Origin of the sequence: Streptomyces sp. NPDC060232, from assembly GCF_042726555.1 — a bacterium.
Lineage (GTDB): Bacteria > Actinomycetota > Actinomycetes > Streptomycetales > Streptomycetaceae > Streptomyces.
In genome coordinates this window covers 372,270-396,089 of the sequence record NZ_JBHXAG010000001.1, presented here as the reverse complement: position 1 = coordinate 396,089, position 23,820 = coordinate 372,270, and the positions used below count along the sequence as shown (strand labels likewise).

The following is a 23,820-nucleotide window of genomic DNA, read 5'->3' as shown; positions in this document are numbered from 1 at the left end:
GTACCTGACAGAAGGTGTCAGGTACGCCTGCCAGCCTGGGTCGCGGAACGCCGGGCGGATGGTCCGTCCGGCCCGCCGAGAGGACTGTCATGACCGCGCCCGTAGAGACCCGTGGCCGCTTCACCTTCGCCGACTGGGAGGAGAACCCCGTGGGGCCGTCGCAAGTAACCCCTCGGCTCGCGCATGCCCGCGTCACCAACACCTTCAGCGGCGGTATCGAGGCGGCCGGTACCAGCTGTGACTACACGATCGCCTACACCGGTGAGAACACCGGGAGTTACGGCGGTATGGAGCTGCTGTCGGGCAGTGTCGACGGCCGCAAGGGCAGCTTCGTGCTGGAGGAGCGCGGCTCCTTCGACGCGGGCGGCACCGTCTGCCGCTTCGAGGTGGTGCCCGGCTCCGGCACCGGGGACCTCGCGGGCCTGACGGGCTCCGGCGGCTTCACCCACCGCCACGGGGACACCTCCGTCGAGTACGCGTTCACGTACGCGCTGGCCTGAGACCGCACCGGCCCCCGGACCTGCCTGGGGCGCGGACCGGTGTGGTCCGCGCCCCAGGTCTGCGTAGCCGGTCGGCGGCCTCAGGTCACGGCGCGCCGAAGGTGAGCGTCAGCTGCGGCGTGCCCTCGTTGGCCTGCGCCTCGGAGGACCACAGCCACAGGGCGTCCGTACCGGAGCTGCTCAGCGCCAGGCCGAGGCTGCCGCCGAGCGCCGCCGCGACGGATCCCGTCGTCAGCGTGGTGGTGTGCACGGCCGAGCCGTCCGGGATCCCCGGGTAGGCGCCGAGGGCCGGACCGCCCAGGGCGGGGCGGTTGTTGTACGTCGTGGTGCCTTCGCTCCACGCGCCGGTGACCGGGACGACCGAGACGGTGTCCGTCGTGCCGGCGCCGCTCGTCGTGCTCGTCTTCACGCTGAGGGTGGCCGACTTCAGCACCGTGCCCGCGGGAGCCGCCGGCAGGTCGAAGCGCAGGTAGCTCGCGTAGAACGAGGTGCCGCGCACGGCGAGCGAGGAGGAGGTGCCGTAGTTGGTACCGGGGGCTCCCGCGTTGGCGTAGGTGTCCTCCGCGGCGGTGGCCTGGATCACCGAGTCCGCGGGAGCGGTGGCCAGGGCGTAGTGGTTCTGCACCTGGGCCGCGCTCAGCACGGTCGGGTAGACGGCGCTCTCGTCGAGCTGTCCCGCCCACATGTCGCTGGTCGGGCGGTTGGGCCAGCCCCCGAGGCTGTCGCCGCCCGCGTGCCAGTAGCCGGAGTAGTTCTCGTGGGCGGTGACGGCGAGGGTGCCCCGCTGGACGCCGTCCACGTAGAGGGTCATCCCGCCGGGGCCCTGGGTCGCGACCGCGTGGTGCCACTGGTTGTCGTTGTACGCGCCGCTGGTGGTGATGGTGCGGGTGGCGCCGGTGTAGACGCCAAAGACCAGTCGGCCGTCATTGGTCATGTAGAGGTGCTTGTCGTACTGGTAGCTGCCGCGGTCCTGGTTGCTGCCGAAGCCGAAGAGCTTGCCGCCGCGGGTGGTGTTCGTCCTGAACCAGGTCTCGACGGTGTAGGCGCTGCCGATCGTCTGCCGCTTGTCCGCGTAGATCCGGGAGTCCGTGCCGTTGAAGCCGATCGCCGTGCTCGCGCCGGAGACAGCGCCCGGCGTCTGCCGCAGGGCGGGGCCGTTCATGTGCACGCCGTTCTCGTTGCCGCCGGCCGAGGAGTCCGCGGCGTAGGGCAGGATCGCGTCGTCGTAGCGCCAGTACAGCCGGGCCCCGTCGGCGCGGACCTGGCTCGGGTAGCTCTCCGGCCGGGTCGGCACGGTCACGCTCGCCGTGGCGGACAAGGCGCTGGTGTTGCCGGCCGCGTCGGTGGCCGTCACCCGGTAGGTGTACGACTGGCCCGCGGCGACGGTGGTGTCGGTCCAGGAGGCCTGCGGGCGCTTGAAGAAGAGCGAGTCCGCCGCGACCGTGGCGATCGGCGTGGCCGCGCCGTTGCGGTAGATCCGGTAGGTCAGCGCGCTGTCGTCGAGGTCGAGGCTGGTGCGCCAGCGCACCTGGACCTCGCCCGGCTTGAAGCTGACGGCGCTCGCCACGGGCACGGTGGGCGCTCCGGTGTCCCCGGTGGAGGCGAACCGCGTCAGGCTCTGCTGCGCCGCGCCGTTGACGGTGGTGAACTCGCCGCCGACCCACAGGTACTGCACACCGCCCTTGGAGCCGACCGTCATCACACGCGGGCCGATGCCCTCTCCGATGCCGTCGTTGGTGTCGGGGGCCCAGCCGAGTTTTCCGACGGCGGTGGTGGGCTGGGCGAGCAGGTGGTGGCGCCGGCCGTCGGGGAACTCGCCGACGCCGGCGCAGTCGTGCGCGTGCGAGGCGCTGTAGAGGACGTTCTGGTACGGCAGCACCGCCTGGGTGGCGCCCAGGCAGGTGTCGCGCCAGCGCTGGCCGAAGCCGGGGAGGTCGAGCGCGATCCGGCCGTCGAAGACGCCGCCGCCGGTGCCCTCGTTGGCCGTGTAGAAGCCGGTCGCGTCGGTCGCGATGTCCTTGACGACGGAGTTGGTCTCGATGAAGCCGGGGTAGGACTTGGTGAGTGCGCCGCTCGTGGCGTCGACGACGGCGAGCGCGTGGCTGTTCGTGCCGTTGACGGTGAAGAAGTCCCCGCCGAGGACCACGTTCCCGCCGTCGGGGGTGACCTCTACGGCGCGTCCGGGCTCGTCGGCGTCGGCCCTGAAGCCCTTGAGCGCCCCGTCGGCGGCGCCGACGGCGGCGAACCGCGCGCGCGGCTGGCCCGCGACGGTGAGGAAGTCGCCGCCGGCGTAGACCGTGTCGCCGGTGACGGCGAGGGCGCGGACGGTGGCCGCGAAGGCCGGACGGAACGCCGTCTTCACGGTGCAGCTGGCCACGTCGATGGCGGCGAGGCTGGAGACCGCGGTGCCGTTGACCGCGCCGAAGTACCCGCCGGCGTAGAGGGTCGACTTGTCCGGTGAGAGGGCGAGTGCCCGGACCGTCGCGGTGCCGGACCCGATGGTGAAGGACAGTTTGCAGGAGGTCGGCGCGCCCGTGGCGGCGTCCAGCGCCACGAAGTTCACGGCCTGCTGCTCGCTGCCGGCGCCGCCCGCGGGCGGGCGCACGGTGGAGAAGGTGCCGCCGGCGAAGACCTGTCCGCCGGCCTCGGCGAGGGCCCATACGACGCCGTTGGGCTGCCACGTGGACAATGCGTCGGCGGTGAAGGCCACGGGCGGGGTGAGTGCCGCCGCCTGTGGGGCGAGGGCGAGACCCAGCCCTGCTCCGGTTCCGGTCAGGGACAGGGCGAGAGAAAGCGCCAGCCCACGGTATCTGCGCATGAACCCCCCAGTTCGGTGTGCGGTGCGACCGTGGGGCACGGTCGGCGGCTCATGGCCGGAAACCGCCGTACTTACGTACACGGCCATGCTTACGGCGCACCCTAGAGCGAAACGGCGAGCAGTTCACCCTTCTTGACGCATTGGATGCCGAACCGCACGGGGCTTGGCACGGACGTGCACGCGCTCCCCCTGCCGCCCGAACAGGCTGAGGATCTCCCCCGGGGCGCCCGTCGTCGCTGGTGAACCGGTGCGGCAGCCGTGTGTCGCACTCGGCCACCCCGCCAGCGCCGAGGACCAGGTGGTGCCCGGCCCGGGGCTCCTCGGACGACGGGCCCGGTTGTTCGGCGAGACCGCCCTATCAGGGTCCGTCGGGACCCGGCAGCGGGCGGCAGAGCAGGGCGGCCGGGGACGGGCGCGAAGCGAACCGGGTCGTGAAGGCGATGCCCGCCGCGTACTCCGTGGGCAGGCACTGGCCCTTGTGGCTCCCGAAGGCGAAGTCACCGCCCGGGCCGCCCGGTGGGCGGTTGTCCCCGCGGTCGAACCAGAGTGTCCGGCCGCCCGCGGGCAGGACCGTACGGGCCGGCGCGCACAGCGCGGCCGAGACCCGCTCACCCCGCAGGCTGTAGCCGGTCATGAACTGGCCGGCCGGGCACTGGAACTTCGTGTACCCGGTGGCCCAGTCCCCGCCGGCGGGCACGTACCTCTCGTCGCGGACCACGGTGTGCCCGCCGCTCGGGGCTCGCAGATCGGAGCTGGTGCACAGGCCGCGGCCGCCGGTGTGGGCGAGGCCGGTGAGGCGGGCGCCGTCGGGGCAGACCGCCTTGCGGGCGCCGCTGTCCCAGTCTCCGCCGGCCCGGGTGAGCAGCGAGGCGTTGTGATCGCGGTGGTCGGTGGTCAGCTGGTACCAGGAGGTGCCGGCGCTGACGGGACCGGTGCGGCCGGGAGCGGTGAGGAGCCCGGACCAGCGTGCGGTGCGCCAGTCCCCCGGGTCCAGGACGCCGGAGCGGCGCCCGGCCGTGTCGTAGCGGAGCAGGGCCCAGGTGTCGCCGCCGGGGGCGCCCTGGGCGGTGGTGCTCCAGCCGACGAGGGGCCAGTAGGCGAAGTCCGCGTCGTTGCGGGCCAGTTGTCCGGTGAGGCGGTCGAACCAGGTGCGCGGGGCGGCGCCGCTCTCGTCGGCCCCGATGCCGAACTCGCTGATCCAGACGGGGGCGGTGAAGTGCGCGCCGGTCTCCGCGGAGACGAAGAAGGCCTGGTCGTAGAGGGTCTGTTCCAGTTCCGACGCGGTCATGTCCTGGTAGCGGGCGTCGTGGGTCTCGCCGATGCCGGTGGCCCCGCTGTGCCGGGGGCCGGTGTATCCGTAGAAGTGGGCGGCGTAGACGAGCTTGTTCGAGACGACCAGGGTGTGCGAGAGGGTCCGTACGGGGGTGAGGGTGGGGCGGCCGTGCGGGAAGCCGTCCACGGGCAGGCCGAACCAGTTGATGCCCTCGACCACGATCAGCAGGTTCGGGTTGGCCTCGGTGAGGATGCGGTCGGCGGCCTCCTGGGCTGCCGCGTGCCAGTCGTGGTTGTCGCCGAGGCCCCAGTTGGGGTCGTCCCAGACGTCGCGGCGGACCTCGTTGTACAGGTCGGCGCCGACCACGCGCGGGTTGTCGCGGTAGCGGCGGGTGAGGAAGACCCAGTCGTCGGCCCACTGGGCCGTGGAGCGGCCACTGTTCCAGCGTTCGTTGCCGTCGAGGCCGCAGCACCAACGGGTGGTGACGGTGTGGTTGTTGAGGATGACCGCGAACCCGGCGTCGGTGAGGGCGGCGACCACGGCGTCGTAGACCTGGAGGGGGGTGCGGCCGCGCAGCGACGGGTTGGCTGCGACGGCCGCGTCCGGGACCGGGGTGGTGGTGCGCAGCATCTCGTTGGAGAAGGGCAGCCGGATACTGTTCAGGCCGAGGGCGCGGAAGTCGGCGAGCAGGGTGGGCAGCGGGACCCGGTCCAGGCCGAGGGGGATGCCGTGGGCGTTCTGGCCGCTGTGGTGCGTGGCGGGGTCGTTGCGGTCGCCGGAGCCGTTCCAGGAGCCCTGGGCTCCGTCCCAGTTGCCGGAGCGCAGGCGGAACCGGTTGCCGTTCGCGTCGACGACGTACCGGCCGCGCGTGGAGAGCGGCGGGGTCCAGGCCTCGGCGGCGGCGGCCGGAGGCGCCCCGGCTGCTCGGGCCGCCTGGGGCGCTTGTGCTGCCTGGGCGGCTTGTGCTGCCTGGGCGGGCACGGTGCCGGCCGTCAGCAGGAGGGCGCACAGGACGGCGCGTAACAGGCTTCTCATCTCACTCCTGCCGGGTTCGGCCCCCCGGTCGGGCGGCTGCCGCGGGCCAAGTTACCGGCGGGTCGCGTCCGGGGGAAGGCGAACGCCCGCACGCTTTCGACGGGACTCCGCCGCTGTCGCGAGCCGGCCGGAGCCGGCCGGAGCCGCCGGACCTGCCGGACCCACCGGATCCGGCCGACCGCGCCCGCTCACGCACGGTCACCCTGCGGAAACGGCCCCGCGTGGGGCCGCGCCCCTCTACCGTGCCCTGAGTGGACGGGGCCGGCGGCGGAAGGCGGGGCGGATGAACGAGGAAGAGGACATGCGGCTGGCGGGGATGACTCCGGAGATCTCCCGCCGCACCCTCGTCATGCTGCGCGGCCTCGCGGGCCTGGAGCCGCCCGAGCAGGTCCCGGAGGAGGCCATGGTCGTCGCCGACGCGGTCCTGGCCGAGTACGGCACGGACGGGCTGCGGGTCCTGGTGATGACGCTGGCGGCCTGGGCCACGGCCCAGATCGAGAACGTCGCGGAACTGAGCGGGCGCAGCCACGAGGCCGTACTGGACGCGATGGAGCTGGCGTGCATGGAGGCGAACGCGGACGATTGAGAGGGTCTCCGGCGCAGTGAAGGGGCGATCCCGGCGGGAAAGAAAGGAGTGTCGCAGGCCGATCCGGATCGGGCCGCGTCAGCGACACTGGGAGCAGCAGGAGCGTCGCGGGGGGTCCGATCGGAGGCCGTCGTGAGCACACCTTCCACCATCCGCATAGCCGCCGTGTTGTCCACGGAGCACCGTGAACGGCTGATGGCGCAGGCCCGTGAGGTCAATTTCCCGGAGAACGCACGGATCTTCGACGAGGGCCGCCGGGCGGACTCCTTCTGGATCGTGCGCTCGGGCACGGTGACCCTGGAGGTGCCGGTGGCCGGCCGCCGACCCGCGCAGGTGGAGAACCTCGGCCCCGGCGAGCTGGTCGGCTGGTCGTGGCTGTTCCCTCCGTACGTGTGGCAGCTCAGTGCGGAGGCGATGACACCGGTGCGCGCGTACGAGTTCGACGCGGCGGCCGTACGGATGCTGATGGACGCCGATCCCGCCTTCGGGTCCGCGGTCGGGCACTGGGTCGGTCGCGTGCTCGCGATGCGACTCCAGCAGACGCGCACCCGGCTGCTGGACCTGTACGCCCCGCGCCTGGGCGGGCCCGGCTAGGGTCTGTATCGAGTTGCCCCGTGGAGCAAGGAGCGGCGTTCGGTGCGCCGAGGGTGCGTGCCGGGCGTCGCGACGCCGCGGGGCAACTCGATGCACTGGAAACCCCGCGAAGTACCGGACCGGGTCGGTGACCCGGCCGCGACGAGGGGTATGCCGGCGGCGCGGGCTCCGGAGCGGATCAACGCGACGCCCTCCCCCCATACGTGCCGGGCACCGCCCGCACGCGTTCCACGGCGCGACGCGATCCGACTCCGGCGCGCCGGCCGGGTCCACACGGCCGGCCGCCGCCCGGCGGATCAGGGTGGGGCCTGGGCCGTCGGGTCGGTTACGGCGGGCTCGGCCGGGCCGGTTCCGTGTCCCGACCCGGCCCCGCCGCAGGGCCGCTACACCCCTCCGGCCCTCCGTTTCGGGCGGATGACGGCGGGCCGCCGCATGTTTCGGGGAGGTCTTCCGGTCGGTGTTCGGCCGATTCGGCTGCCCGCTGCCGCACAGGTCACGCCTCCGCCGCGGCTGCGGTCTGCACTCATCCGTACACGATCGGTGACGAAAAATGGGGGGCCGAACGGGCGTTCGCGGCTCCCGTCGGCAAGACTCTGTCCGCTATCCGCAACACCAACCCAAGGGAGTGTTCGAAATGCGGTCCATCGCAAGGGGTCTCGGACTCGGTTCCGCCGCCATGGCGCTCACCGCGCTCACCGCGCTGGCCTGGCCCGGGACGGCCGGCGCGGCGCCGGCCGGTACGCAGAGTCTGTACGCGCCGTCCGCGCTGGTGCTCAGCGTGACGGCCGGCCCGGACGCCGACACCGGCACGGTGCTGCGGGCGGTGACGCTCGTCTGCTCGCCCGGGCCCGGCGGGACCCACCCGAACGCGGCAGCCGCGTGCCGTGAGTTACGTGCGGCCGACGCGCAGCTCGACCCGCTCGCGGCGCCCGCCGCCGACGCCGTCTGTACCAGGGAGTGGAACCCGATGACGGTGACGGCCGACGGGGTCTGGCAGGGCCGTCGGCTCAACTACACCTACACCTTCGCCAATCCGTGCGGCCTGCGGAACACCACGGGCGCGCTCTTCGGCTTCTGATCCCGCGTGACGCGATGGGCCGGGCGACGCCGTGCGACCGCCGCCCGGCCCCCAGCGGTCCGCATCCTCAGCGGCCCGCATCTCCACGGACCCGGCGCACAACGGTTTCTGGCCTCAGCCCAGTTCGAGGCTGGTCACGCCGAACAGCTCGGCCAGGGCGAGGTCCGGGACCGGGCCGGTGTACATCCGGGCGGTCTCGAAGGTCGGGACCAGGCCCAGGTCCTTGAAGAGCGCGGTCGCCTCCGGGTTCGCGTCGGGTACGTCCACGGAAACCAGCCCGCCCGGAGCGTGCCGCGCCAGCCGCCGCAGCAGGGTCGCCGCCACCGCGGGAGTGGCCGCGTACAGGGGGCCGATCCGGTGGGCGGCACTGCACGGGCGGATCACCCCCAGGCCCTCGATCCGGCCGTCGCGTACGGCCGCCAGGGCGGTCCGTCCGGGCAGCCCGGTCCAGGCGGACAGGAAGGCGTCCCGCGGTGCGGGGAAGAACCGCCGGTCGTAGGCGGCGAGCAGGCCGAAGGGGAGCGTGGCGGCGTCGACGATCTCGACGCCGTCGCCGGTGTCCGCGGCGTCGTCGCCCTGGGGCACGCCTTCGACGCGGATGTTGTTCCATGCGGAACGGAAGCCGGACTTGCGGTAGTTCTCCTGCTGCTCGACGACGCCGTCCAGGCCGACGAGCCGCCCGTCGAGGCGTTCCATCCCGGCCCGCCAGAGCCGGATGCCGTAGCCGCGGCCGCGGAAGGCGGGGCGGGCGATGTAGAGGCCGATGAAGCCGAAGCCGGCTCCGTAGCGGACGGCGGAGATGCAGGCCACCGGTTCCCCGTCGAGCCGGCCGACGAGGAAGCCGCCGGGGTCGGCCACGGCGAAGGCGAAGCGGTCCGAGTCCCCCGGGTTCCAGCCCTCCTCCTCGGCCCAGCCGCGGATCATCTCCATGTCGGCGGCGCTCGCCCCGGTGATCTCGAATCCCGTCATAGCGGTGTTGTACCAGATGCCGCCCGTGTACGCAGGGGTGCCTGACCGGCCGCCAAAATCCGGATGAAGGCGTCGAGATCGGCCCCGTGGTGCAGGTCGCTGACCTGCCCGTCGCCCACTTCGACGACGCGCCAGACGCCGTCGGCGCGCAGGGCCAGGTCGGTGGTCACGAAGGGGCATCCGAGCGCCTCGACGGCCTCGCGGACCGGTCCGAGGTCAGGGGTCACGACGTCGGCGACCGGGCTGTCGGGGTGGGCGGTCACCAGCCGCGGCTCCGCGTCCCGCCACCACACGCGCACCTCCGCGGCGACCGCCGTACCCGCTCGCGTCGGCGGCGCGACGAAGTCCTCGAAGACCCTCAGGACCACGCCGCCCGCCAGGAACTCCTCCTGGAGCGCGACGAACCGGCCGACCACCCGGTGCAGAGCGGCCGCGTCGCCGAGGTCGGGCACGTAACAGGCCTCGTCCCACTCGTGCTTGCGGGACTTCACGTAGTCCTTGACCACGCCGGCACCGGGCGGGAGGCCCGCGGCGAGGGCCGCGAGCCGCTGCGGGTCCGGCGTCCGCCCCGGATCCGCCGGGAGCCAGGCGCTGGCCGGGGTGAGGTCGGCGAAGGCCCCGTACCAGCCGGGGAGTTCATGCGCCCGGCGGTATTCCTCCGCGGTGACGGCGAGCCGGCCGCCGCGGCGGCGCAGGGCGGCGTCCAGTGCCCCGTACCGGTCCGCGGGCACCATCCAGCCCCGGTACCAGACCGCACCCGCGCCGTCAGGCACCCGGGCGAGGGCCCGCTCGGCGTCCCTGGCGAGCAGCGCGTCGTGGTCCACGAGCAGCACCCTGCCCCCGGCGGCGCGCAACCGCCGGGCCTCCTGCGCGAAGTGGGCATCGACCCGGCGCCCGTTCAGCGGGTCGCGGCAGTACAGGACGGTGGCGGTCGCGTCCTCGGTCGTCGTGGGCATGCGCCCACCTTACGGAGGACGGCGCGGACCGCCGCCGAACGGCCGGACTCAGCCCGCGCAGATCACGTCGTCGATCCGGATCGGCTTGGAGTCGAGGCGTACGTACGCGGTGAAGGTGTCGGTCCTGTCCGCGTCCCAGTGGGTGGTGACGGTGGCCCAGCCGACCCCGGCCGCCTGGGCGACGGTGACCGGGCCGATACCGATGTCCCGCGGTTCGTTCTGCGCGCAGAGCAGGACGTCGGACTGCGTGGTCGCCTGTCTTTCCAGGAGCACCTGCGAGACGTGGTGGCGGCGGTCGTGCGCGGACGGCCCGTGCGTCCTGTAGAAGCGGGCGAGGAAGCGGCCGATCTGGTCCGCGGTGTGCCCTCCGGGGGCGGCGGCGGGCGCTACGGGCGCGGCTGCGGCGGGGCCGGGGTCGGCGAAGGCGACGGCGGGGGCGGGCGCCATCACCGGCAGGGCCGACAGGGTCAGCAGCAGGGCACCAAGGCTGTGGGGCTTCAGCATCATGTCCGGTGTGTACCCGCCCCGCCGGCCCACCGGGAACCCCTGGCCCGGATCTCACTCCTGCGGGGGTCGGGATTCACCGCAGAAACGCCCCTGCCTCCCCCGTGCGGTCGGCGCGCGGTAATGGGGTCGCGGGCGGGCGGAAATCCTCCGTAGGGTCGGGCGCATGGGGAAGCCGCTCGTCGCAGTGTTCAGTGGGGCCGGGATGTCCACCGACTCCGGAATTCCGGACTACCGGGGGCCGCAGGGCCTGTGGCGCCGTGACCCGGACGCCGAGAAGCTCGTGACCTACGAGTACTACATGGCCGATCCGGAGGTCCGGCGGCGGTCCTGGCTGATGCGGGCCGAGATCGGCGCGCTCGGAGCGCGGCCGAACGCCGCACACGTGGCCGTGGCCGAGCTGGAACGCGGCGGCACCCCGGTACGGGTCATCACCCAGAACGTGGACGGACTGCACCAGCTCGCCGGGATGCCCGCGCGGAAGGTGTTCGAGCTGCACGGAACCGCCCGGTCCGTGGTGTGCACGGCGTGCCACGCGCGGTCGGAGATGGACGCGGCGCTGGCCCGGATCGCCGCCGGGGAACCGGATCCCGCTTGCCTGGCGTGCGGCGGGATCCTCAAGGCGGCGACCGTGATGTTCGGCCAGCGGCTCGACCCCGTGGTGCTGGGGCAGGCGATGGCCGTGGCCAAGGGATGCCAGGTCTTCGTCGCCGCCGGGTCGACGCTGCGGGTGCAGCCGGCCGCCTCCCTGGCCGGAATGGCCGCGGAGGCAGGAGCCCGGCTGATCATCGTGAACGCGGAGGAGACCCCGTACGACACCCTCGCCCACGAGGTCGTCCGCGAACCGATCGGCACCGCCCTCCCGGCCCTCCTGACCAGGATCGCCGCAGGCGCGGCGTAGCCGGTGCCGTGACCGCAGACGTTCGCTAGTGGACCTAGTGCCGCGTCAGGCAACGTTCGCCCCGTCGGGCAAACGTTGCCTGGCGCGGCACTAGCCTGCGTCGGCTGCGCGGCGCATCTCCGCCACGTCCAGCTTCTTCATCTTCAGCATCGCGGCCGTGGCCCGGGCGGCACGCCCCGGGTCCGGGTCGCTGACGAGCTCGACGGCACCGGGCGGGACGACCTGCCAGGACACCCCGAACTTATCCTTGACCCAGCCGCAGGCTGACTCCTGGCCGCCGTCCCGGGTCAGCGCGTCGTAGTAGTAGTCCGCCTCGGACTCGTCGGCGCAGTCGATCTGAAAGGAGATCGCCTCGGTGAAGGGGAACTGCGGTCCGCCGTTGAGGCCGACGAACCTCTGCCCGTTGATTTCGAACTCGACGGTCATCACCGAGCCCTCCTGCTCGGGGGTCGCGTGCGTGTAGCGCGCGATCCGCCCGATCCCGCCGTCCTTGAAGACGGACAGGTAGTAGTCGGCCGCCGCTTCCGCGTCGCCGTCGAACCACAGACACGTGGTGAAACCGTTGCCGCTCATCTCTGCCTCCAGGCCGGTGTATGGACGGTGGATACCGCTTCCACACATACAGACCGGCCCCGGGCCCGAAATTCATCGGTGGGCCCGGGGCCGGTCGTCATTCGGCCGGGAATTCGACCGTACGGCCTACTTCGCGGGCTCCGCGCCCAGGGCGAGCATCCGGTCGACGACGCGCTCGGCGGCGTCGCCGTTGTCCAGGTCGCAGAACTCCTCGCGGAACGCCGCCCGCGCCGCCGCGTACTCGGTTCCGACCGCGTCCGCGTTGCGCACGGCCTCGATCAGGCTGTCCGAGTCGGCCAGCAGCGGTCCGGGCGCCTTCTCCTCCAGGTCGAAGTTGAAACCGCGCAGCGTGTCGCGGTAGTGCTCCAGGTCGTACGTGAAGAGCAGGATCGGCCGGTCGGTGAGCGCGAAGTCGAAGATCGCGGAGGAGTAGTCCGAGATCAGCACGTCGGCGACGAGCAGCAGGTCGGCGGCGTCGGGCCAGCGGGACACGTCGACGACGAAACCGTCGCGGACGCCTTCGCGGACCTGCTCGGTGACGTGGTGGTGGCCGCGGATCAGCAGGACGTGGTCCTCGGCCAGCTCGCGGCGGGCCCGGTCCAGGTCGATCCGCTGGTCGAGCTTGTAGCCACCGGACCAGCCCTCGCAGTTCTCACGCCAGGTGGGCATGTAGAGGACGACCTTCTTGCCCTCGGGCAGGCCCAGCCGGCGCCGGACCTCGGCGATCCGCTCAGCGTCGGGCCGCACCAGCGCGTCGGTGCGCGGGCTGCCGGCCTCGATGACCTCGCCCTCGTAGCCGAGGGCGCGCTTGAGCAGGGGCGTCGCGTAGGAGCTCGGGGAGGCGAGCAGGGTCCACTGGGCACTGTCGTGCGCGAGGCCCTCCAGGATCTCCGGGCTCGTGTAGTAGTCGTGCACGAAGTCGTGGCCGATCTGCTTGATCGGCGTACCGTGCCAGGTCTGGACGACGACCTGGCCGGGGCGGCGCTGGAACAGGGCCGGCACGCTGTCGTTGGTCACGAAGTAGCGGGCGCGGGCGAGGACCTCCCAGGACTCCACGCTGCCGTACTGCACGGCGCGGGCGGTCGCGGGGACCTCGGCGCGGCCGTCGCGGACCAGCCAGACGTGCTCCAGCTTCTCGCCGCGGCGCAGCAGTTCCTCGTGGATGGCGCGGGGTGCGTCGCCGGCGCCCTGCCCCTGGAAGGTGTCGTAGACGACGATGTCCCTGACCGGCAGGGCGCGCTGCGCCGGGTACGTCTCGAAGCGGGCGACGCGCTGGGCGTAGCGGGAGCGGTCGTGCGGGCTCAGCAGCGGGTCGGCGACGAGGGCCATGCGGTCGTGGAAGCGGGTCTCGATCCGCATCCGGCGGCCCTGCGCGGTGAGGGGGTGCGGGCCGGCGAAGAGGAGGCCGGGTGCCATCTGGACCGGGGCCCCGCGGTCCACGCCGAGCAGGCCGGCGGTGGTGCCGCCCTGGGCGACCGGACGCAGGGTGGGCCACCAGCGGCCCTCGGGGAGCGTGGTGCGGCCTGCGAACGGCTCGGGGAGCACGGGCTTGAAGGTGGTCTCGAAGCCGTCGCCGTCGCGGGTGACCGGGTAGCTGAACTCCATGCCGTGCGCGTTGTGCAGGACGAGTTCGTAGGGCTCGTCGGTCGGCGCGACGAACCGGCCCCGCAGGGTCAGGGCGCCGTCCTCGACCTCGACGGCGTCGACGAGCGGCGGGGAGGGCTGCACGGAGAGGGTGAGGTGACCGGTGTTGCCGCGCTTGACGAACAGGGTGCGGCCCGCGGCCCCGCCGGGCAGGGGCACGACCAGGCCGTTGAAGCCGCCGCGCTCGTCGTGGACCAGGCGGTGCTCGGTGCCGTCGGCGCCGATCACGGAGAGGCTCCACGGCTCGGGGGTCCATTCGCCGGGCTCGCACTCGGCGTCCGGTACGGCGGCCAGGTCGGCCAGGGTGACGCGGGCGGTGAAGGGGGTGCGCCCGGCGGTGGCGGCGCCCTTCTCCACCGGGAAGTCGACGGTGGTGCCGGTGGAGACGTGGACGGCCTTGAGGCGGGCGGCCTCGACGCCGGCGGAGAGCTCGCCGACGATCTCCACGGCGTCGCCGCCGGCGGGCCGGGCGCCCAGGGCGCGGGCGCGGGCGATCTCGACCTGGATGGTGAGGGCGCCGGAGACCGCCGGGACGATCCGGACGTCGGGGGCGACCCAGAAGGGGGGCGGGTTCTGGCCGGTGTCGTGCTCACCGCCGCGGAGGCGGGCGCGGTGCAGGCCGCCGGCGCCGGTGACGGCGATGGACGTCGTCCATATCCCGTCGTTCCACTTGCCGCCCGACTGGAAGATGGAGGGGTCGACGACGGCGGTGAAGCCGGCCCAGTCGGCGTGCCGCAGCGCGAGGTGCGGGGACTTCACGGTGGCCATCGGGGAGGCCACCGTACGGGTGCTGACGACGGAGCGGCGGCGCTTGCCACCCTCGCGGAAGATCAGCATCTTGCGGGAGCCGAGGCGGCTCTCCGCACCGAGGTGGCCGGGCAGGGCGTAGCCGCGCAGCAGCAGCTTGCCGTCGGACCAGGCCGCCTGCTCCAGGCGGCTGACGACGCGGCGCTCGCGCGTGCCGAGGGTGAGGATCTTGGCGGGGACCGGCGGGCGGCCCTGCAGGAAGGGGTAGTCGGCCTGCGGGCGGGCGAGGCCCTTGACCGGCACGCTGTAGTGGTAGTCGCGCTGGTGGTGCAGGAGCGCGATGAAGTCCTCGACGCGGCCCTCTCCGGCGAGGTAGGCCTTGAGGCGGTCGGCGACGGTCAGGTCGGGCCAGGGGCCGGTGCCGATCTCGCGGACGAGGCCGCCGACCTCCTTGACGAACGCTGCGCGGAAGTCGGGGCCGCCCTCGGCGACGTACTTGTAGATGAGCGGGAGTTCCTCGCTCAGCACGTTGTAGTCGTAGTCGCGCAGGTAGCGGACGTACTTGGGGCCCTGCTTGGCCTTGAGGGACTCGCGGACCAGGCGGACGGACTTCACGCGGTCGATGAGGGAGATCGGGTCGGTGGAGCGCTGGGTGATGGAGCGCTCTCCGGTCTCGCGGACGCGCCAGTGGTAGACGCAGTCGCTGAGGATGTCGACGCTGGAGGCGAAGTAGTGCGCGGGGATGCTGACGGGGGCGTCCTCGTAGAGGATGCCCTCCGGGTACTGGAAGCCGTGCTCGTCCCAGAAGGTGCGCCGGTAGACCTTGTTCCAGGCGGTACGGTCGGTGACCAGCGCCGGGAACTTGGAGATGTGGGTCTTGAGCTGGGTCTTGGCGAAGGCTGCCCGGTGGCCCCACGACTGGTTCATGCCGACCGAGCGGAAGCGCTTGACGTTGCCGCCGGCGAAGTCCGAGCCCGTCTCGTCCAGGGCTTCGATCAGGCGCTGGTAGGCGTAGTCCGGCATGGTGTCGTCGCTGTCGACGAAGGCCAGGTACTCGCTGTCCGGGTGGATGTGGCGGGCGCCGGCGTTTCGGGCGGCGCCGAGGCCGGCGTTCTCCTGCATGACGACCCGGAAGCGCTTGTCGCGCGCCGCGAAGGCCTTGGCTATGACGGCGCTGGTGTCCGTGGAGCCGTCGTCCACGAGGATGGCCTCGAAGTCGCCGAAGGTCTGAGCGGCGATGGATTCCAGGCACTCGTCGAGGTAGAGCTCGACGTTGTAGACGGGGACGACGATGCTCAGGCGCGGGGGCATGGGTGGCGGTTTCTCCAGCGTTTTTTTTGCTTTTTCGATGATCAGCTCACAGCATCTTACTCTGTAACAGAGCTATAAACTCCACCCATATGGGGCATAGGGCGCTGATCGCCGGGGCGGACGGCAAAGAATTCAGCCGTCCGCCACTTCGCCGCTGTGGATGGGACGCGATCTGTCCCGGCCGGTGACCCGCTCAGATCTCCAGTTCGGCTTCGATCTTCTTCAGCTGATGGCGCGCCATGGCGAGGTTGGCCCGCTTCTTGTCGAGGGCCAGATAGAGGAAGAAGCCCACGGAGCCCCGTCCCTTCATGAGCCGGATCAGGTGGTACTGGCTGCCGAGGGTGATCAGGATGTCCTCGATCTCGTCCTTGAGGCCGAGGAGCTCCATCGTGCGGACCTTGGCGCGCACCACGTCCGTGTTGCCGGCTGCCGCGACCGCGAGGTCGAGGTCCTTGCCGCCGCCGATGGTGCCCAGGGCCATGCCGCTGCCGTAGTCCACCAGGGCCGCGCCGAGCGCACCCTCGATGACGGTGGTGGCTTCCTTGAGCGCGGTCTCCACATTGACCATGAGAGGTTCCTCTTTCCGTTTCGCTGTAGCTGGTTGCTGTTTCGAGATGACTGGCTGTAGTTGTCTGGAATGCGACGGTCCGCCCCTGCGGTCGGCCCGTGCGCGGATCAGTCGGGCGCGGTGCCGGAGCCCCTGCGCGCGAGGGTGTGTTCGATGAGTTCCGCTATGCGCAGGCTGGAGCGCCGGGCCTCCAGATGGAGGCGCCCGACGTTGACCCGCGGCTCGGCGGTCAGGGTGAGCACGGCCGCCATGCCCGCGGCGTAGGTCGCGACGTATCCGTCGGACCCTCGCACGAGAAGTTCGCGGAACGCGCCCTGTCCGGTGCTGTCGCTGAGCCGCTGGGCCACGCCGAGGGCGGCGGCGGTCAGGGCGGCGACGGCCTCTGCCTCGGCGGCGGCGCTGTCCTGGGCGAGGACGAAGCCGTCGGTACTCGCGGCGAGGGCGCCGGTGAGCTGGGGTAGGCGGGCCCGCAGCCTGCGGAGCTCGGCGAGTATCTCGGCCTCCGCCTCGGGGGGCAGCGTACTCATGTCCTTTCTCCTTTCGGGCTGCCTACGCTCGGAGCGGTCGGCGCGCAAGGCCGGTCGCAGCGGGAGCCTCACAGGCTTGCCTCCAGTGCGTCGCGTAACCGGCGGAGCAGCGCCACGTCCGGGGATTGGGCCTGGGTCATCCAGTCGGGCAGGGGTACCTCGACCGGTGGGGGGGCCGGGCTGTGCGGCGTTTCGACCAGTCCGGCAGCCGCGAGGCGGCGTACGTCGAGCAGTGTGTGGAAGGCGGGCCTGCCCAGCGCCCAGGCCAGGTCCGCCGGGGTGCGCACGCCGTCGGCCCGGTCCAGCAGCATCCGCTGCCGGGCGGTGACGGTCTGGCCCGGCGCGGCCGCGCGGGCCACCACCGGGGCGGTGTCGAGCAGGGGGTACGGCCAGACGGCGTCGAGCAGTTCGCGGCGGCGCCGCGTCTCGCGTTCGACGGCGGCGGCCGCGACGGAGCGGAGGGAGCCGATCCAGTGGGTGGCCCCGCGGCGGAACCGGGAAGGTCCGCTGCCCGGGGACAGTGCGAAGAAGGCGGCGTCGAAGATGGCGGCGAGGTGGCATATCTCAAGCTCCCCGTCGGCGAGCCCGCCGCTGTCCACGAGGAAGCGGGCGACCTGCCGGCGGGCCCCGGCCCGGTCCACCGCCTCGCGCCACCTTTCAGGGGCGAGGCCGCCGCCGGTGGTGAGGAGGACGTCGAGGCCGGGGGTGGCGGGGCTCTCCGCGTGGACTATTCGCCCGTCCTCCAGGAAGAGGGTGCCGCGGTCGCGGAGCAGAGCGCCGGTGGCCCGCTCCGCGGCGAGCCGGGTGAGGAGGGGGGAGACGGCCGCGAAGGTGCTCGGGGCCGTTGCCGGGACGGTCATCTGAGCACCAGTCCCTCGGCCAGGGCCCTGAGTCTGAGGCGGGCGAGGGCGAGGTTCCCGTCCGCCCGGTCGAGCCAGACGTGCAGGAAGACGCTGCTGTCGAAGCTCGTCTCGACGAAGCGCAGGAGGTGGAAGCCGCCGCGGGTCGTGACGATCAGGTCCTCGACGGCCGGGCCGGCGGTGCCCGCCCCGTCACCGGGACCCGTCTCCGCGCGGGCGAAGGACTCGTACTCCGCGGCCGCGCGGGCCAGCTCGGCGGTCTCGGCGGCGGTGGTCTCGTGGTCCCCCACGGGGGATTCCCCGATGGTGCCGAGAGCCAGACCGCTGCTCCAGTCGACCAGCGCGGCCCCCCGCGCACCAGGCAGGGCCATGGCTTCGAGCAGGCATTCGTCGATCCCGGGCACGCGGGCTCCCCTCCCGGCCGGACGTGCGGTGTGCACGGTAGTGCGGCGCGACAGGAGGGAACTTACTCAAGTTCCGCAGGGCGAAAGGGCGTTCTGGCATTTTCCGCTGGAACATGCCATTCAGCGTGTATGAGCTTGGCCGGAACGCGTCGGAATCTGATCACGAAGCCAGTGGAAGATCGTCCGCGAGACGGAACGACCCGCCCTCCCGCTCCACGTAGCCCTCGTGGCTGAGGGTGCGGAGCAGGTGGTAGACGGTCGGCAGGGGGATCCCGGTGACCCGCGCGAGCCGTTTGGCGGTCGCCCCGCCTTCCGCGTACATCGCTTCCACAAGGCGCAGCGCGCGCTGCACGGAACCGATCAGGGTAGGTGTGCTGTCCTTCTGGATGCGGTCGGTTCCCATGACTGGTCCCCCTGCTCCGGTGCGAGGCCTGGCACACCCATCAAAGTCGCTCGCCGCCCCCAAAACCAGCGGACGCGCGTAAACCCGAGCATAAGATCACCGGACCCGGTGGCTCCGGCCATCGCGTGCGGGTGACATATGCGGAAGCGGGAACCCCGGCCGGCGGCCGCCGCGGCCGGCACTCCGCGCCGAGACCGCATCTCCTTCGGTGAACATCCCCTTCACGGCGTGAGTCCCCCGGCGAGCTCTTCGGCCCGGTGGGCCAGCCACAGGTCGTACCGGACGCTCGGGGACTGCAGCAGCGAGCGCTCCAACAGGGTCTCGACCCGGGCCAGCCGCTTGCGGGCGCCGGGGACGGAGACCCCGAGCGCGGCGGCGGCCGGTGCGAGCCGGGCGTCGTGCTCCAGCCAGGTGCGGACGGTGGTCCGGGCGCCGGCCGGGGCGTCCGGGCCGGTCAGCCGGCTCAGGTGGGCGCGGGCCCACTCGGTCAGCCGCGGATCGCGCAGGACCGCGTCCAGCTCGGGGGCGGCCGCCGGGGCCGCGGTGCCGCTCCCCCGCCCCGCGGCCGGGGTCAGCCGGAGCGCCAGGGAGAGCGCCGCCTGGTCGCCGAGGCGGCCGAGGTCCAGCCCGAGCAGCGTCTCGACCAACCGGACCCTTGCGGCCAGGGTGTTGCGGTGGACCTTCAGCAGCCGGGTGGCGTGCGGGCCGAAGTCCAGCCAGGCGTGGGCGGTGGCGCGCAGTTCCTGCCCGCCGGGGTCCTGGGGGCGCCGGGGTGCGTACGAGTGGAGGGGCGCGAGCAGGGCTCCGGCCCAGTCGGCCCCGGCCTCGTGGGCCGCGAGAGCCAGCTCCGGACCGGGACCGAACCGGGCGTGCCGTTCGTCGCGGCCGCGGGCGACGGCCAGGGCGTGGAAGGCCTGGGTGTAGGCGGTGGGAGCCTGCCCCAGGGCCAGCTCCCCGCTGACCCCGACCGCACAGTCCGGGGCGGTCGCCGTCAGCGCCCCGGCCAGGGGGTCGTGCTCGGCGGACACCGCTTCCGCGTCGGCCGGGACCAGGATGATGAGGTGGCGCACGTAGACCGGGCAGCGCACGACCCAGGCCCGACCGCCGGTCAACTCCTGACACAGGCGGGCCACTTCGGCGCGCCGGCCGGTGCGGCACTCGGCGACGTACATCCGCATCGGGTCGGGCAGCGGGGGCCGCAGCGCCTCGGCGATCTGGTGGGCGGTGGAGAGCCGGTCGTTCATCAGCAGGTGGAGCACGGCCTCGCGGGCACGCGCCTCGGCGATCAGGGCCCTCTCCTCCCGCCGTTGGGCCTCCTCGGCACGCAGCACGAGGGCCAGCGGTACGGCCGCGTCCGCCAGCAGCGCGGGCGCGTCGGGCGGGTGCGGCAGCGGCAGTACGGCAGCCAGCGCACGTCCGGTGTCCCCTGCCCGCCCCGCGTCCAGCGCGAACAGCAGGGTGGCGGACCCGTCGCCGTGCAGGACGGCCGACCGTACGCCGCGGGCGCTCATCTCGGCGGCGCCCCGGACGGCGGCCGCGGGCGCTTGCCCGGCCTGCTCCCGGTCCGCCTCGGCAGCGCCGGGACCGCCTGCGCGCACCACCCCGGCCCATCCGCCGAGGCGGGCGGCGAGCCACTCCAGCAGCGCGGCCGACCCTCCGGTGTGGGCGAGCCGGTGGACCTTGAGTACGTCGTCGGACCGTGACACCGGCGCATTGAACCACCCGCCGCACACTGTGCGCTGTGATACCGGTCTCGGCCGGTCACTGGGCACACCGAACCCTGCGGACGGCCGCGCGCCCGCATAGGTTGGTCCACGAGCGGACGGATCCCGGCGCCCATGAGTACGAACACGGGGGAGGCACCGGGATCCGCCGCTCACATCCCGGCGGGCCGGCCCTGCGCAGGCGCCCCGGGCCTCTCGGGCCTCCCGGGCCTCCCGGGCCTATTACCGGCGCGTAGGGTAGCGGCTGGGACACCTGCCGGGAAGCCCCGATCACGCCGCCGTACCGGGCGCGGGGGTCCTCCGTTCGGGGGTACTGCGGTGCGCGCCCTGAACCGGTCCCGGCATGGACGGCGCGGCCGAACACCTCGTACACATCGGGCTTCTGATCGAGTCACAGCGTTCGGACGGCCGGATTCCGGCCATCGGTTCCCCGACGCACCTTCCGCCCCACCAGCAGACCCGCGCACCACGGCCCCGAAGCCCCTGACCGGATTCGTTCGCACACGGCGGCGGGCCCGCAAGGCCTGGGGCATATACCAGAAGCAAGAACGTAGCGGATGTTGCCAAACGTCTTACACAGTGTCGCCGCCTGTGCAACAGTCGTTACCGGTCCTTCCTTCAGACTTGGCCGTGCCGCGCCTGTATCGGAGTTCTCATGCCGTCCCACCTGTTCGCGGACCGTCCCGCGCAGCCGCCCGAGCCGGGGTCGGTGGACGCACTGATCTCTCAGACCCGGCGCCTCCGGGGGGACGTGGACGCGGTCCGCCGCGACACCGTCGTGGACGACGACGACGCCCAGGGCCGCTGGCAGCGCGCGCTGTGCGATCTCGCCGTGCACCACCTCGACGACCTCCGCGAGCACCTCGGCCAGCTCAAGGAGGGCCTGCCTCCGGTCCCCGAGGCAGCCGCGGCGTTCCCGCAGGCGGCTCCCGAAGCCGCGCCCGAGGCCCAGACGCGGGTCGGCAGCGCCGAGTGGAACCTGCTGACCGACGAGGTCAGTTGGTCCGACGAGCTGTTCCAGATCTTCGGCCGGTCCCCCGAGGCGGGTGCACTCCCCCTCGACGAACTGGGCTCCACCCTGTTCTCCGAGGACCAGCCGCTGCTCACCGCATGGGTCACCGCCTGCCTGGTGGACGGCAGGCCCATCGACGGGGAGTTCCGCATCGTCCGCGCCGACGGCCGGGTCCGGACGCTGCACATGAGGGGCGAGCCGGTACTCGACTCCGACGGCTGCGCGGCCTCCATGTGGGCCGTGCTGCGGGACGTGAGTGAACTGCGCCGCAGCCAGCGGGCGGTGCGCGAGTCCCGTGACTCGCTGCAGCGCCAGCGGGAGATCGCGCAGACCGAGCACCGGCTGGCGGTCGAGCTGCAGGAAGCCGTGCTCCCCCCGTGGCGCGGCTCCCTGCGGTTCCCGCACAGCGACGCCGGCTCGCTGGACGTGGCCGCGCACTACCTGCCCTCCGCGACGAGCGCACTGATCGGCGGGGACTGGTACGACGCGCTCGAACTCCCGGACGGCTCCTCGCTGCTGACGGTCGGCGACCTGACGGGACACGGCGTGACCGCCACCTCCGGCATGGCGATGATGCTCGGCGCCCTGCGCGGCATGGCCATGGCCGGGATCGCGCCGGGGCCGCTGATGGGCTGGCTCAACCAGCTCCTGGAGACCTCCGTCCAGCCCGCCCTCGGCTCGGCCGTGTGCTGCAGCTACGACCCCGTGCGCCGGGTACTGACCTGGGCCCAGGCGGGCCACCCGGCCCCCCTGCTGTTCCGCCGCGGATCGGGCCGCGCCCTGGCGCCGCCGGAGGGCATCCTGCTGGGCGCGACCTCCGGGGCCTCGTACGGGCAGGCCGAGGAGCGGCTTGAGGTCGGCGACCTGTTGGTCCTGCACACGGACGGCCTGACGCCGCGCAGCATCGAGTTCAGCCGGGCGGACGGGACCGAGCGGCTGCTCGCCCTCGCACCGCGGCTGTCGGCGGCGCGGTCGGCGCAGGACTGCGTACGGCTCGTGGTCGAGGAGTTCGGCGAGGCCGAGCGGGAGGACGACGCCTGCGTGCTCGTCGCACGGGTCGGCGGATAGGGCACCGGGCCGGCCGCGGGACCGTTCGTCCGCACTTCAGGGCCGCGCCGGACGGCGCGGCCTCTCTCGTCTCTTTCGTCTCGTGTGCGCTCTCGTGGTCTCGTGTGTGCGCTCTCGTGTCTGCGCACCCGTCGTCGACACGTCGGCGTACCCGGACTCGCAGGGCCCGGTCTCGACGTGCCGGTCTCGTCCTCGCACCGGCCGTGGAGGGCATGTGGAACCCGATGCGGCGCGGGGGCCGGCCGGGGGTCTTACGCCCCCGCCGACCGGCCGCTCGACGCCGGGGTGTCGGGGAGGGCCAGCTCGATCTCCTGGCGCAGGTCCTCGATGCGTGCGTACCCCGCGTACTGGGCGGTGAGCCGGTACATCTCGCGCAGCCGGTCCCAGGTCCGGTGCGAGGAGGTCTCGTTCATCGAGACGAGGGCCAGGCGCGCGTAGCGGTCAGCCTGTTCCGGCTCGTCGGCGATGAAGCAGGCGGAGGCCAGGGAGATGTAGTCGAAGATCTGCGAGCGCTGGTAGCCCTCGCCGCGCAGCCGCAGGGCTTCCTTGGCGTGGCGCGCCGCGATCGGCGCCGCCGTGGCGTCGTGGTCGGCGAGGGTCCGGTAGGCGAGCGCCTGCATGCCGTGCAGGTCCGCCTCGTCGAAGTGCTGCATCCAACTCGGCGGCGGGACGTCGCCCTTGTCGGAGACGAACAGCTCCTCCGCCTCGCCCAGGGTGCGGCGCATGGCCTGGCCCTTGCCCATGGCGGCCTGCGCCCACGCCTCGATGGTGTGCAGCATGGCGCGGGTGCGCGGGAGGGTCTGCTCGCCGGAGCCGGACTGGGCGAGCTTCATCAGGTCCAGGGCCTCGTTCGGCTTGCCGAGGTGGACCATCTGGCGGGCGGCGCGGGACAGCGCCTCACCCGCGCGCGGGCGGTCGCCGCCCTCGCGGGCCGCGTGCGCGGCGATGACGAAGTACTTCTGCGCGGTGGGTTCGAGGCCCACGTCGTGCGACATCCAGCCCGCGAGGACCGCCAGGTTGGCCGCCACCCCCCACAGCCTCCGCTGGAGGTGGTCGGGGTGGTGGTAGGCGAGCATCCCGCCGACCTCGTTGAGCTGCCCGACGACGGCCTTGCGCTGCAACCCCCCTCCTCTGGAGGCGTCCCAGGCGCGGAACACCTCGACGGACCGCTCCAGCGCCTCGATCTCCTGGGAGCCGATCGGGGCGGCCTCGTAGCGGTCGTAGCCCGCTGGGTCGGCCTGGAAGGAGTCCCCGAAGCGCGCCGGGGTCGTCTTCGCCAGGGCGGGGTCGGTGTGCAGCCAGTCGTACATGGCGTTGCTGAGGGCGGAGCCGGCGGTGAGCACGGCGCCCGCGCCCATCAGACCGCGACGGTTGAGCATGAGGTCCATTCCCGTGAATTCGGTGAGGACCGCGGCTGTGCGTTCGGGCGCCCAGGGCATGCCGTCGGGGTTCTCGCGAGCCCCGTCCGGCTGCCGTCTCGAGGTGCGCCGCTGCCGTACGAACCCGAGGTCCTCGATGGTCACGACACGACCGAGCCGCTCGGTGAACAGTGCTGCCAGTACCGTGGGCACCGGTTCGCGGGGGCTTTCCCCCATGTCGATCCAGCGCCGCACCCGCGAGGTGTCGGTGGCCAGTTGGGGGTGGCCCATGGCCGCCGCCTGCCGGTTCACCATCCTCGCCAGTTCGCCCTTCGACCAGCCGGCCAGGCCGAACAGGTCGTTCAAGCGGGTGTTTGGACCTTTGCTCACGTCAAGCCCCCAGGTTC

General features: G+C 72.8%; 20 protein-coding genes and 1 pseudogene. 6 read left to right on the top strand and 15 right to left on the bottom strand.

Going from position 1 to position 23,820, the window contains the following annotated elements:
* Window positions 1–89 precede the first annotated feature (89 nt).
* Window positions 90–500, top strand: a complete 411-nt coding sequence (locus ACFWFZ_RS01700) for a DUF3224 domain-containing protein (protein ID WP_387115002.1) — start codon at window positions 90–92, stop codon at window positions 498–500.
* An 85-nt stretch (window positions 501–585) separates the two neighbouring features.
* Here the strand turns inward: ACFWFZ_RS01700 and ACFWFZ_RS01695 are convergent, their stop codons facing one another.
* The 3 genes and pseudogenes from ACFWFZ_RS01695 to ACFWFZ_RS01685 form a co-directional block, all read right to left on the bottom strand.
* On the bottom strand, window positions 586–3,318 hold the full coding sequence (locus ACFWFZ_RS01695) for a DNRLRE domain-containing protein (RefSeq protein ID WP_387114999.1): 2,733 nt from the start codon (window positions 3,316–3,318) through the stop codon (window positions 586–588).
* 123 nt (window positions 3,319–3,441) lie between these two features.
* Window positions 3,442–3,628 (bottom strand): annotated as a pseudogene (locus ACFWFZ_RS01690) (XRE family transcriptional regulator); the annotation flags it as partial.
* A gap of 48 nt (window positions 3,629–3,676) precedes the next feature.
* A complete protein-coding gene (locus ACFWFZ_RS01685) occupies window positions 3,677–5,626 on the bottom strand; it encodes a glycoside hydrolase family 5 protein (RefSeq protein WP_387114996.1) in 1,950 nt (649 codons plus the stop codon).
* 283 nt (window positions 5,627–5,909) lie between these two features.
* On the opposite strand from ACFWFZ_RS01685, the gene ACFWFZ_RS01680 reads away from it, so the two are divergent.
* From ACFWFZ_RS01680 to ACFWFZ_RS01670, 3 genes are all read left to right on the top strand, one after another.
* Window positions 5,910–6,212, top strand: coding sequence for a hypothetical protein (locus ACFWFZ_RS01680; RefSeq protein ID WP_387114993.1), 303 nt, complete (start codon window positions 5,910–5,912; stop codon window positions 6,210–6,212).
* Between the two features lie 132 nt (window positions 6,213–6,344).
* Window positions 6,345–6,806 carry a Crp/Fnr family transcriptional regulator gene (locus ACFWFZ_RS01675; RefSeq protein WP_387114990.1) on the top strand — a complete coding sequence of 154 codons (462 nt, stop codon included), beginning with the start codon at window positions 6,345–6,347 and terminating at the stop codon, window positions 6,804–6,806.
* Window positions 6,807–7,440: 634 nt separating this feature from the next.
* The gene (locus tag ACFWFZ_RS01670; RefSeq protein WP_387114987.1) at window positions 7,441–7,884 is read left to right on the top strand and encodes a subtilase-type protease inhibitor; all 444 of its coding nucleotides are present in this window, start codon (window positions 7,441–7,443) and stop codon (window positions 7,882–7,884) included.
* Between the two features lie 114 nt (window positions 7,885–7,998).
* Here ACFWFZ_RS01670 and ACFWFZ_RS01665 read toward each other — a convergent pair whose 3' ends face one another.
* Genes ACFWFZ_RS01665 through ACFWFZ_RS01655 form a run of 3 tightly spaced genes read right to left on the bottom strand, consistent with a single transcriptional unit; the run spans window position 7,999 to window position 10,316 of the window.
* Window positions 7,999–8,853, bottom strand: a complete 855-nt coding sequence (locus tag ACFWFZ_RS01665; RefSeq protein ID WP_387114984.1) for a GNAT family N-acetyltransferase — start codon at window positions 8,851–8,853, stop codon at window positions 7,999–8,001.
* Window positions 8,850–9,809 carry an ATP-grasp domain-containing protein gene (locus ACFWFZ_RS01660; protein WP_387114981.1) on the bottom strand — a complete coding sequence of 320 codons (960 nt, stop codon included), beginning with the start codon at window positions 9,807–9,809 and terminating at the stop codon, window positions 8,850–8,852. The genes ACFWFZ_RS01665 and ACFWFZ_RS01660 overlap by 4 nt, the downstream gene beginning before the upstream one ends.
* Before the next feature lie 48 nt (window positions 9,810–9,857).
* On the bottom strand, window positions 9,858–10,316 hold the full coding sequence (locus ACFWFZ_RS01655; RefSeq protein ID WP_387114978.1) for a hypothetical protein: 459 nt from the start codon (window positions 10,314–10,316) through the stop codon (window positions 9,858–9,860).
* A 163-nt stretch (window positions 10,317–10,479) separates the two neighbouring features.
* Between ACFWFZ_RS01655 and ACFWFZ_RS01650 the strand changes: the two genes are divergently transcribed.
* Complete coding sequence (locus ACFWFZ_RS01650; RefSeq protein WP_387114974.1) at window positions 10,480–11,214, top strand: NAD-dependent deacetylase; 735 nt, start codon at window positions 10,480–10,482, stop codon at window positions 11,212–11,214.
* A gap of 90 nt (window positions 11,215–11,304) precedes the next feature.
* Here ACFWFZ_RS01650 and ACFWFZ_RS01645 read toward each other — a convergent pair whose 3' ends face one another.
* From ACFWFZ_RS01645 to ACFWFZ_RS01610, 8 genes are all read right to left on the bottom strand, one after another.
* A complete protein-coding gene (locus ACFWFZ_RS01645; RefSeq protein ID WP_387114971.1) occupies window positions 11,305–11,787 on the bottom strand; it encodes a VOC family protein in 483 nt (160 codons plus the stop codon).
* 126 nt (window positions 11,788–11,913) lie between these two features.
* On the bottom strand, window positions 11,914–15,489 hold the full coding sequence (locus ACFWFZ_RS01640; RefSeq protein ID WP_387114968.1) for a CDP-glycerol glycerophosphotransferase family protein: 3,576 nt from the start codon (window positions 15,487–15,489) through the stop codon (window positions 11,914–11,916).
* 193 nt (window positions 15,490–15,682) lie between these two features.
* Window positions 15,683–16,057, bottom strand: coding sequence for a hypothetical protein (locus tag ACFWFZ_RS01635; protein ID WP_387114966.1), 375 nt, complete (start codon window positions 16,055–16,057; stop codon window positions 15,683–15,685).
* 107 nt (window positions 16,058–16,164) lie between these two features.
* The gene (locus ACFWFZ_RS01630; protein WP_387114965.1) at window positions 16,165–16,584 is read right to left on the bottom strand and encodes a roadblock/LC7 domain-containing protein; all 420 of its coding nucleotides are present in this window, start codon (window positions 16,582–16,584) and stop codon (window positions 16,165–16,167) included.
* 68 nt (window positions 16,585–16,652) lie between these two features.
* Window positions 16,653–17,444, bottom strand: coding sequence for a transcriptional regulator (locus ACFWFZ_RS01625; RefSeq protein WP_387114963.1), 792 nt, complete (start codon window positions 17,442–17,444; stop codon window positions 16,653–16,655).
* Entirely contained in the window at window positions 17,441–17,848 is a 408-nt protein-coding gene (locus tag ACFWFZ_RS01620; RefSeq protein ID WP_387114961.1) for a hypothetical protein, read from the bottom strand. The genes ACFWFZ_RS01625 and ACFWFZ_RS01620 overlap by 4 nt, the downstream gene beginning before the upstream one ends.
* A gap of 160 nt (window positions 17,849–18,008) precedes the next feature.
* A complete protein-coding gene (locus ACFWFZ_RS01615; protein ID WP_356812795.1) occupies window positions 18,009–18,251 on the bottom strand; it encodes a helix-turn-helix domain-containing protein in 243 nt (80 codons plus the stop codon).
* Between the two features lie 221 nt (window positions 18,252–18,472).
* Window positions 18,473–19,957 carry a helix-turn-helix domain-containing protein gene (locus tag ACFWFZ_RS01610; RefSeq protein WP_387114958.1) on the bottom strand — a complete coding sequence of 495 codons (1,485 nt, stop codon included), beginning with the start codon at window positions 19,955–19,957 and terminating at the stop codon, window positions 18,473–18,475.
* A 673-nt stretch (window positions 19,958–20,630) separates the two neighbouring features.
* On the opposite strand from ACFWFZ_RS01610, the gene ACFWFZ_RS01605 reads away from it, so the two are divergent.
* Window positions 20,631–22,055, top strand: coding sequence for a PP2C family protein-serine/threonine phosphatase (locus ACFWFZ_RS01605; protein WP_387114955.1), 1,425 nt, complete (start codon window positions 20,631–20,633; stop codon window positions 22,053–22,055).
* Between the two features lie 251 nt (window positions 22,056–22,306).
* On the opposite strand, the gene ACFWFZ_RS01600 is transcribed toward ACFWFZ_RS01605, so the two are convergent.
* Window positions 22,307–23,803 carry a hypothetical protein gene (locus ACFWFZ_RS01600; RefSeq protein ID WP_387114952.1) on the bottom strand — a complete coding sequence of 499 codons (1,497 nt, stop codon included), beginning with the start codon at window positions 23,801–23,803 and terminating at the stop codon, window positions 22,307–22,309.
* Window positions 23,804–23,820: the final 17 nt, after the last annotated feature.

Excerpts from the sequence above, each read along its gene's own strand:
- ACFWFZ_RS01700 (WP_387115002.1), top strand. The coding sequence starts at position 90 with ATGACCGCGCCCGTAGAGACCCGTGGCCGCTTCACCTTCGCCGACTGG.
- ACFWFZ_RS01695 (WP_387114999.1), bottom strand. The coding sequence starts at position 3,318 with ATGCGCAGATACCGTGGGCTGGCGCTTTCTCTCGCCCTGTCCCTGACC.
- ACFWFZ_RS01685 (WP_387114996.1), bottom strand. The coding sequence starts at position 5,626 with ATGAGAAGCCTGTTACGCGCCGTCCTGTGCGCCCTCCTGCTGACGGCC.
- ACFWFZ_RS01680 (WP_387114993.1), top strand. The coding sequence starts at position 5,910 with ATGAACGAGGAAGAGGACATGCGGCTGGCGGGGATGACTCCGGAGATC.
- ACFWFZ_RS01670 (WP_387114987.1), top strand. The coding sequence starts at position 7,441 with ATGCGGTCCATCGCAAGGGGTCTCGGACTCGGTTCCGCCGCCATGGCG.
- ACFWFZ_RS01665 (WP_387114984.1), bottom strand. The coding sequence starts at position 8,853 with ATGACGGGATTCGAGATCACCGGGGCGAGCGCCGCCGACATGGAGATG.
- ACFWFZ_RS01660 (WP_387114981.1), bottom strand. The coding sequence starts at position 9,809 with ATGCCCACGACGACCGAGGACGCGACCGCCACCGTCCTGTACTGCCGC.
- ACFWFZ_RS01655 (WP_387114978.1), bottom strand. The coding sequence starts at position 10,316 with ATGATGCTGAAGCCCCACAGCCTTGGTGCCCTGCTGCTGACCCTGTCG.
- ACFWFZ_RS01650 (WP_387114974.1), top strand. The coding sequence starts at position 10,480 with ATGGGGAAGCCGCTCGTCGCAGTGTTCAGTGGGGCCGGGATGTCCACC.
- ACFWFZ_RS01645 (WP_387114971.1), bottom strand. The coding sequence starts at position 11,787 with ATGAGCGGCAACGGTTTCACCACGTGTCTGTGGTTCGACGGCGACGCG.
- ACFWFZ_RS01640 (WP_387114968.1), bottom strand. The coding sequence starts at position 15,489 with ATGCCCCCGCGCCTGAGCATCGTCGTCCCCGTCTACAACGTCGAGCTC.
- ACFWFZ_RS01635 (WP_387114966.1), bottom strand. The coding sequence starts at position 16,057 with ATGGTCAATGTGGAGACCGCGCTCAAGGAAGCCACCACCGTCATCGAG.
- ACFWFZ_RS01630 (WP_387114965.1), bottom strand. The coding sequence starts at position 16,584 with ATGAGTACGCTGCCCCCCGAGGCGGAGGCCGAGATACTCGCCGAGCTC.
- ACFWFZ_RS01625 (WP_387114963.1), bottom strand. The coding sequence starts at position 17,444 with ATGACCGTCCCGGCAACGGCCCCGAGCACCTTCGCGGCCGTCTCCCCC.
- ACFWFZ_RS01615 (WP_356812795.1), bottom strand. The coding sequence starts at position 18,251 with ATGGGAACCGACCGCATCCAGAAGGACAGCACACCTACCCTGATCGGT.
- ACFWFZ_RS01605 (WP_387114955.1), top strand. The coding sequence starts at position 20,631 with ATGCCGTCCCACCTGTTCGCGGACCGTCCCGCGCAGCCGCCCGAGCCG.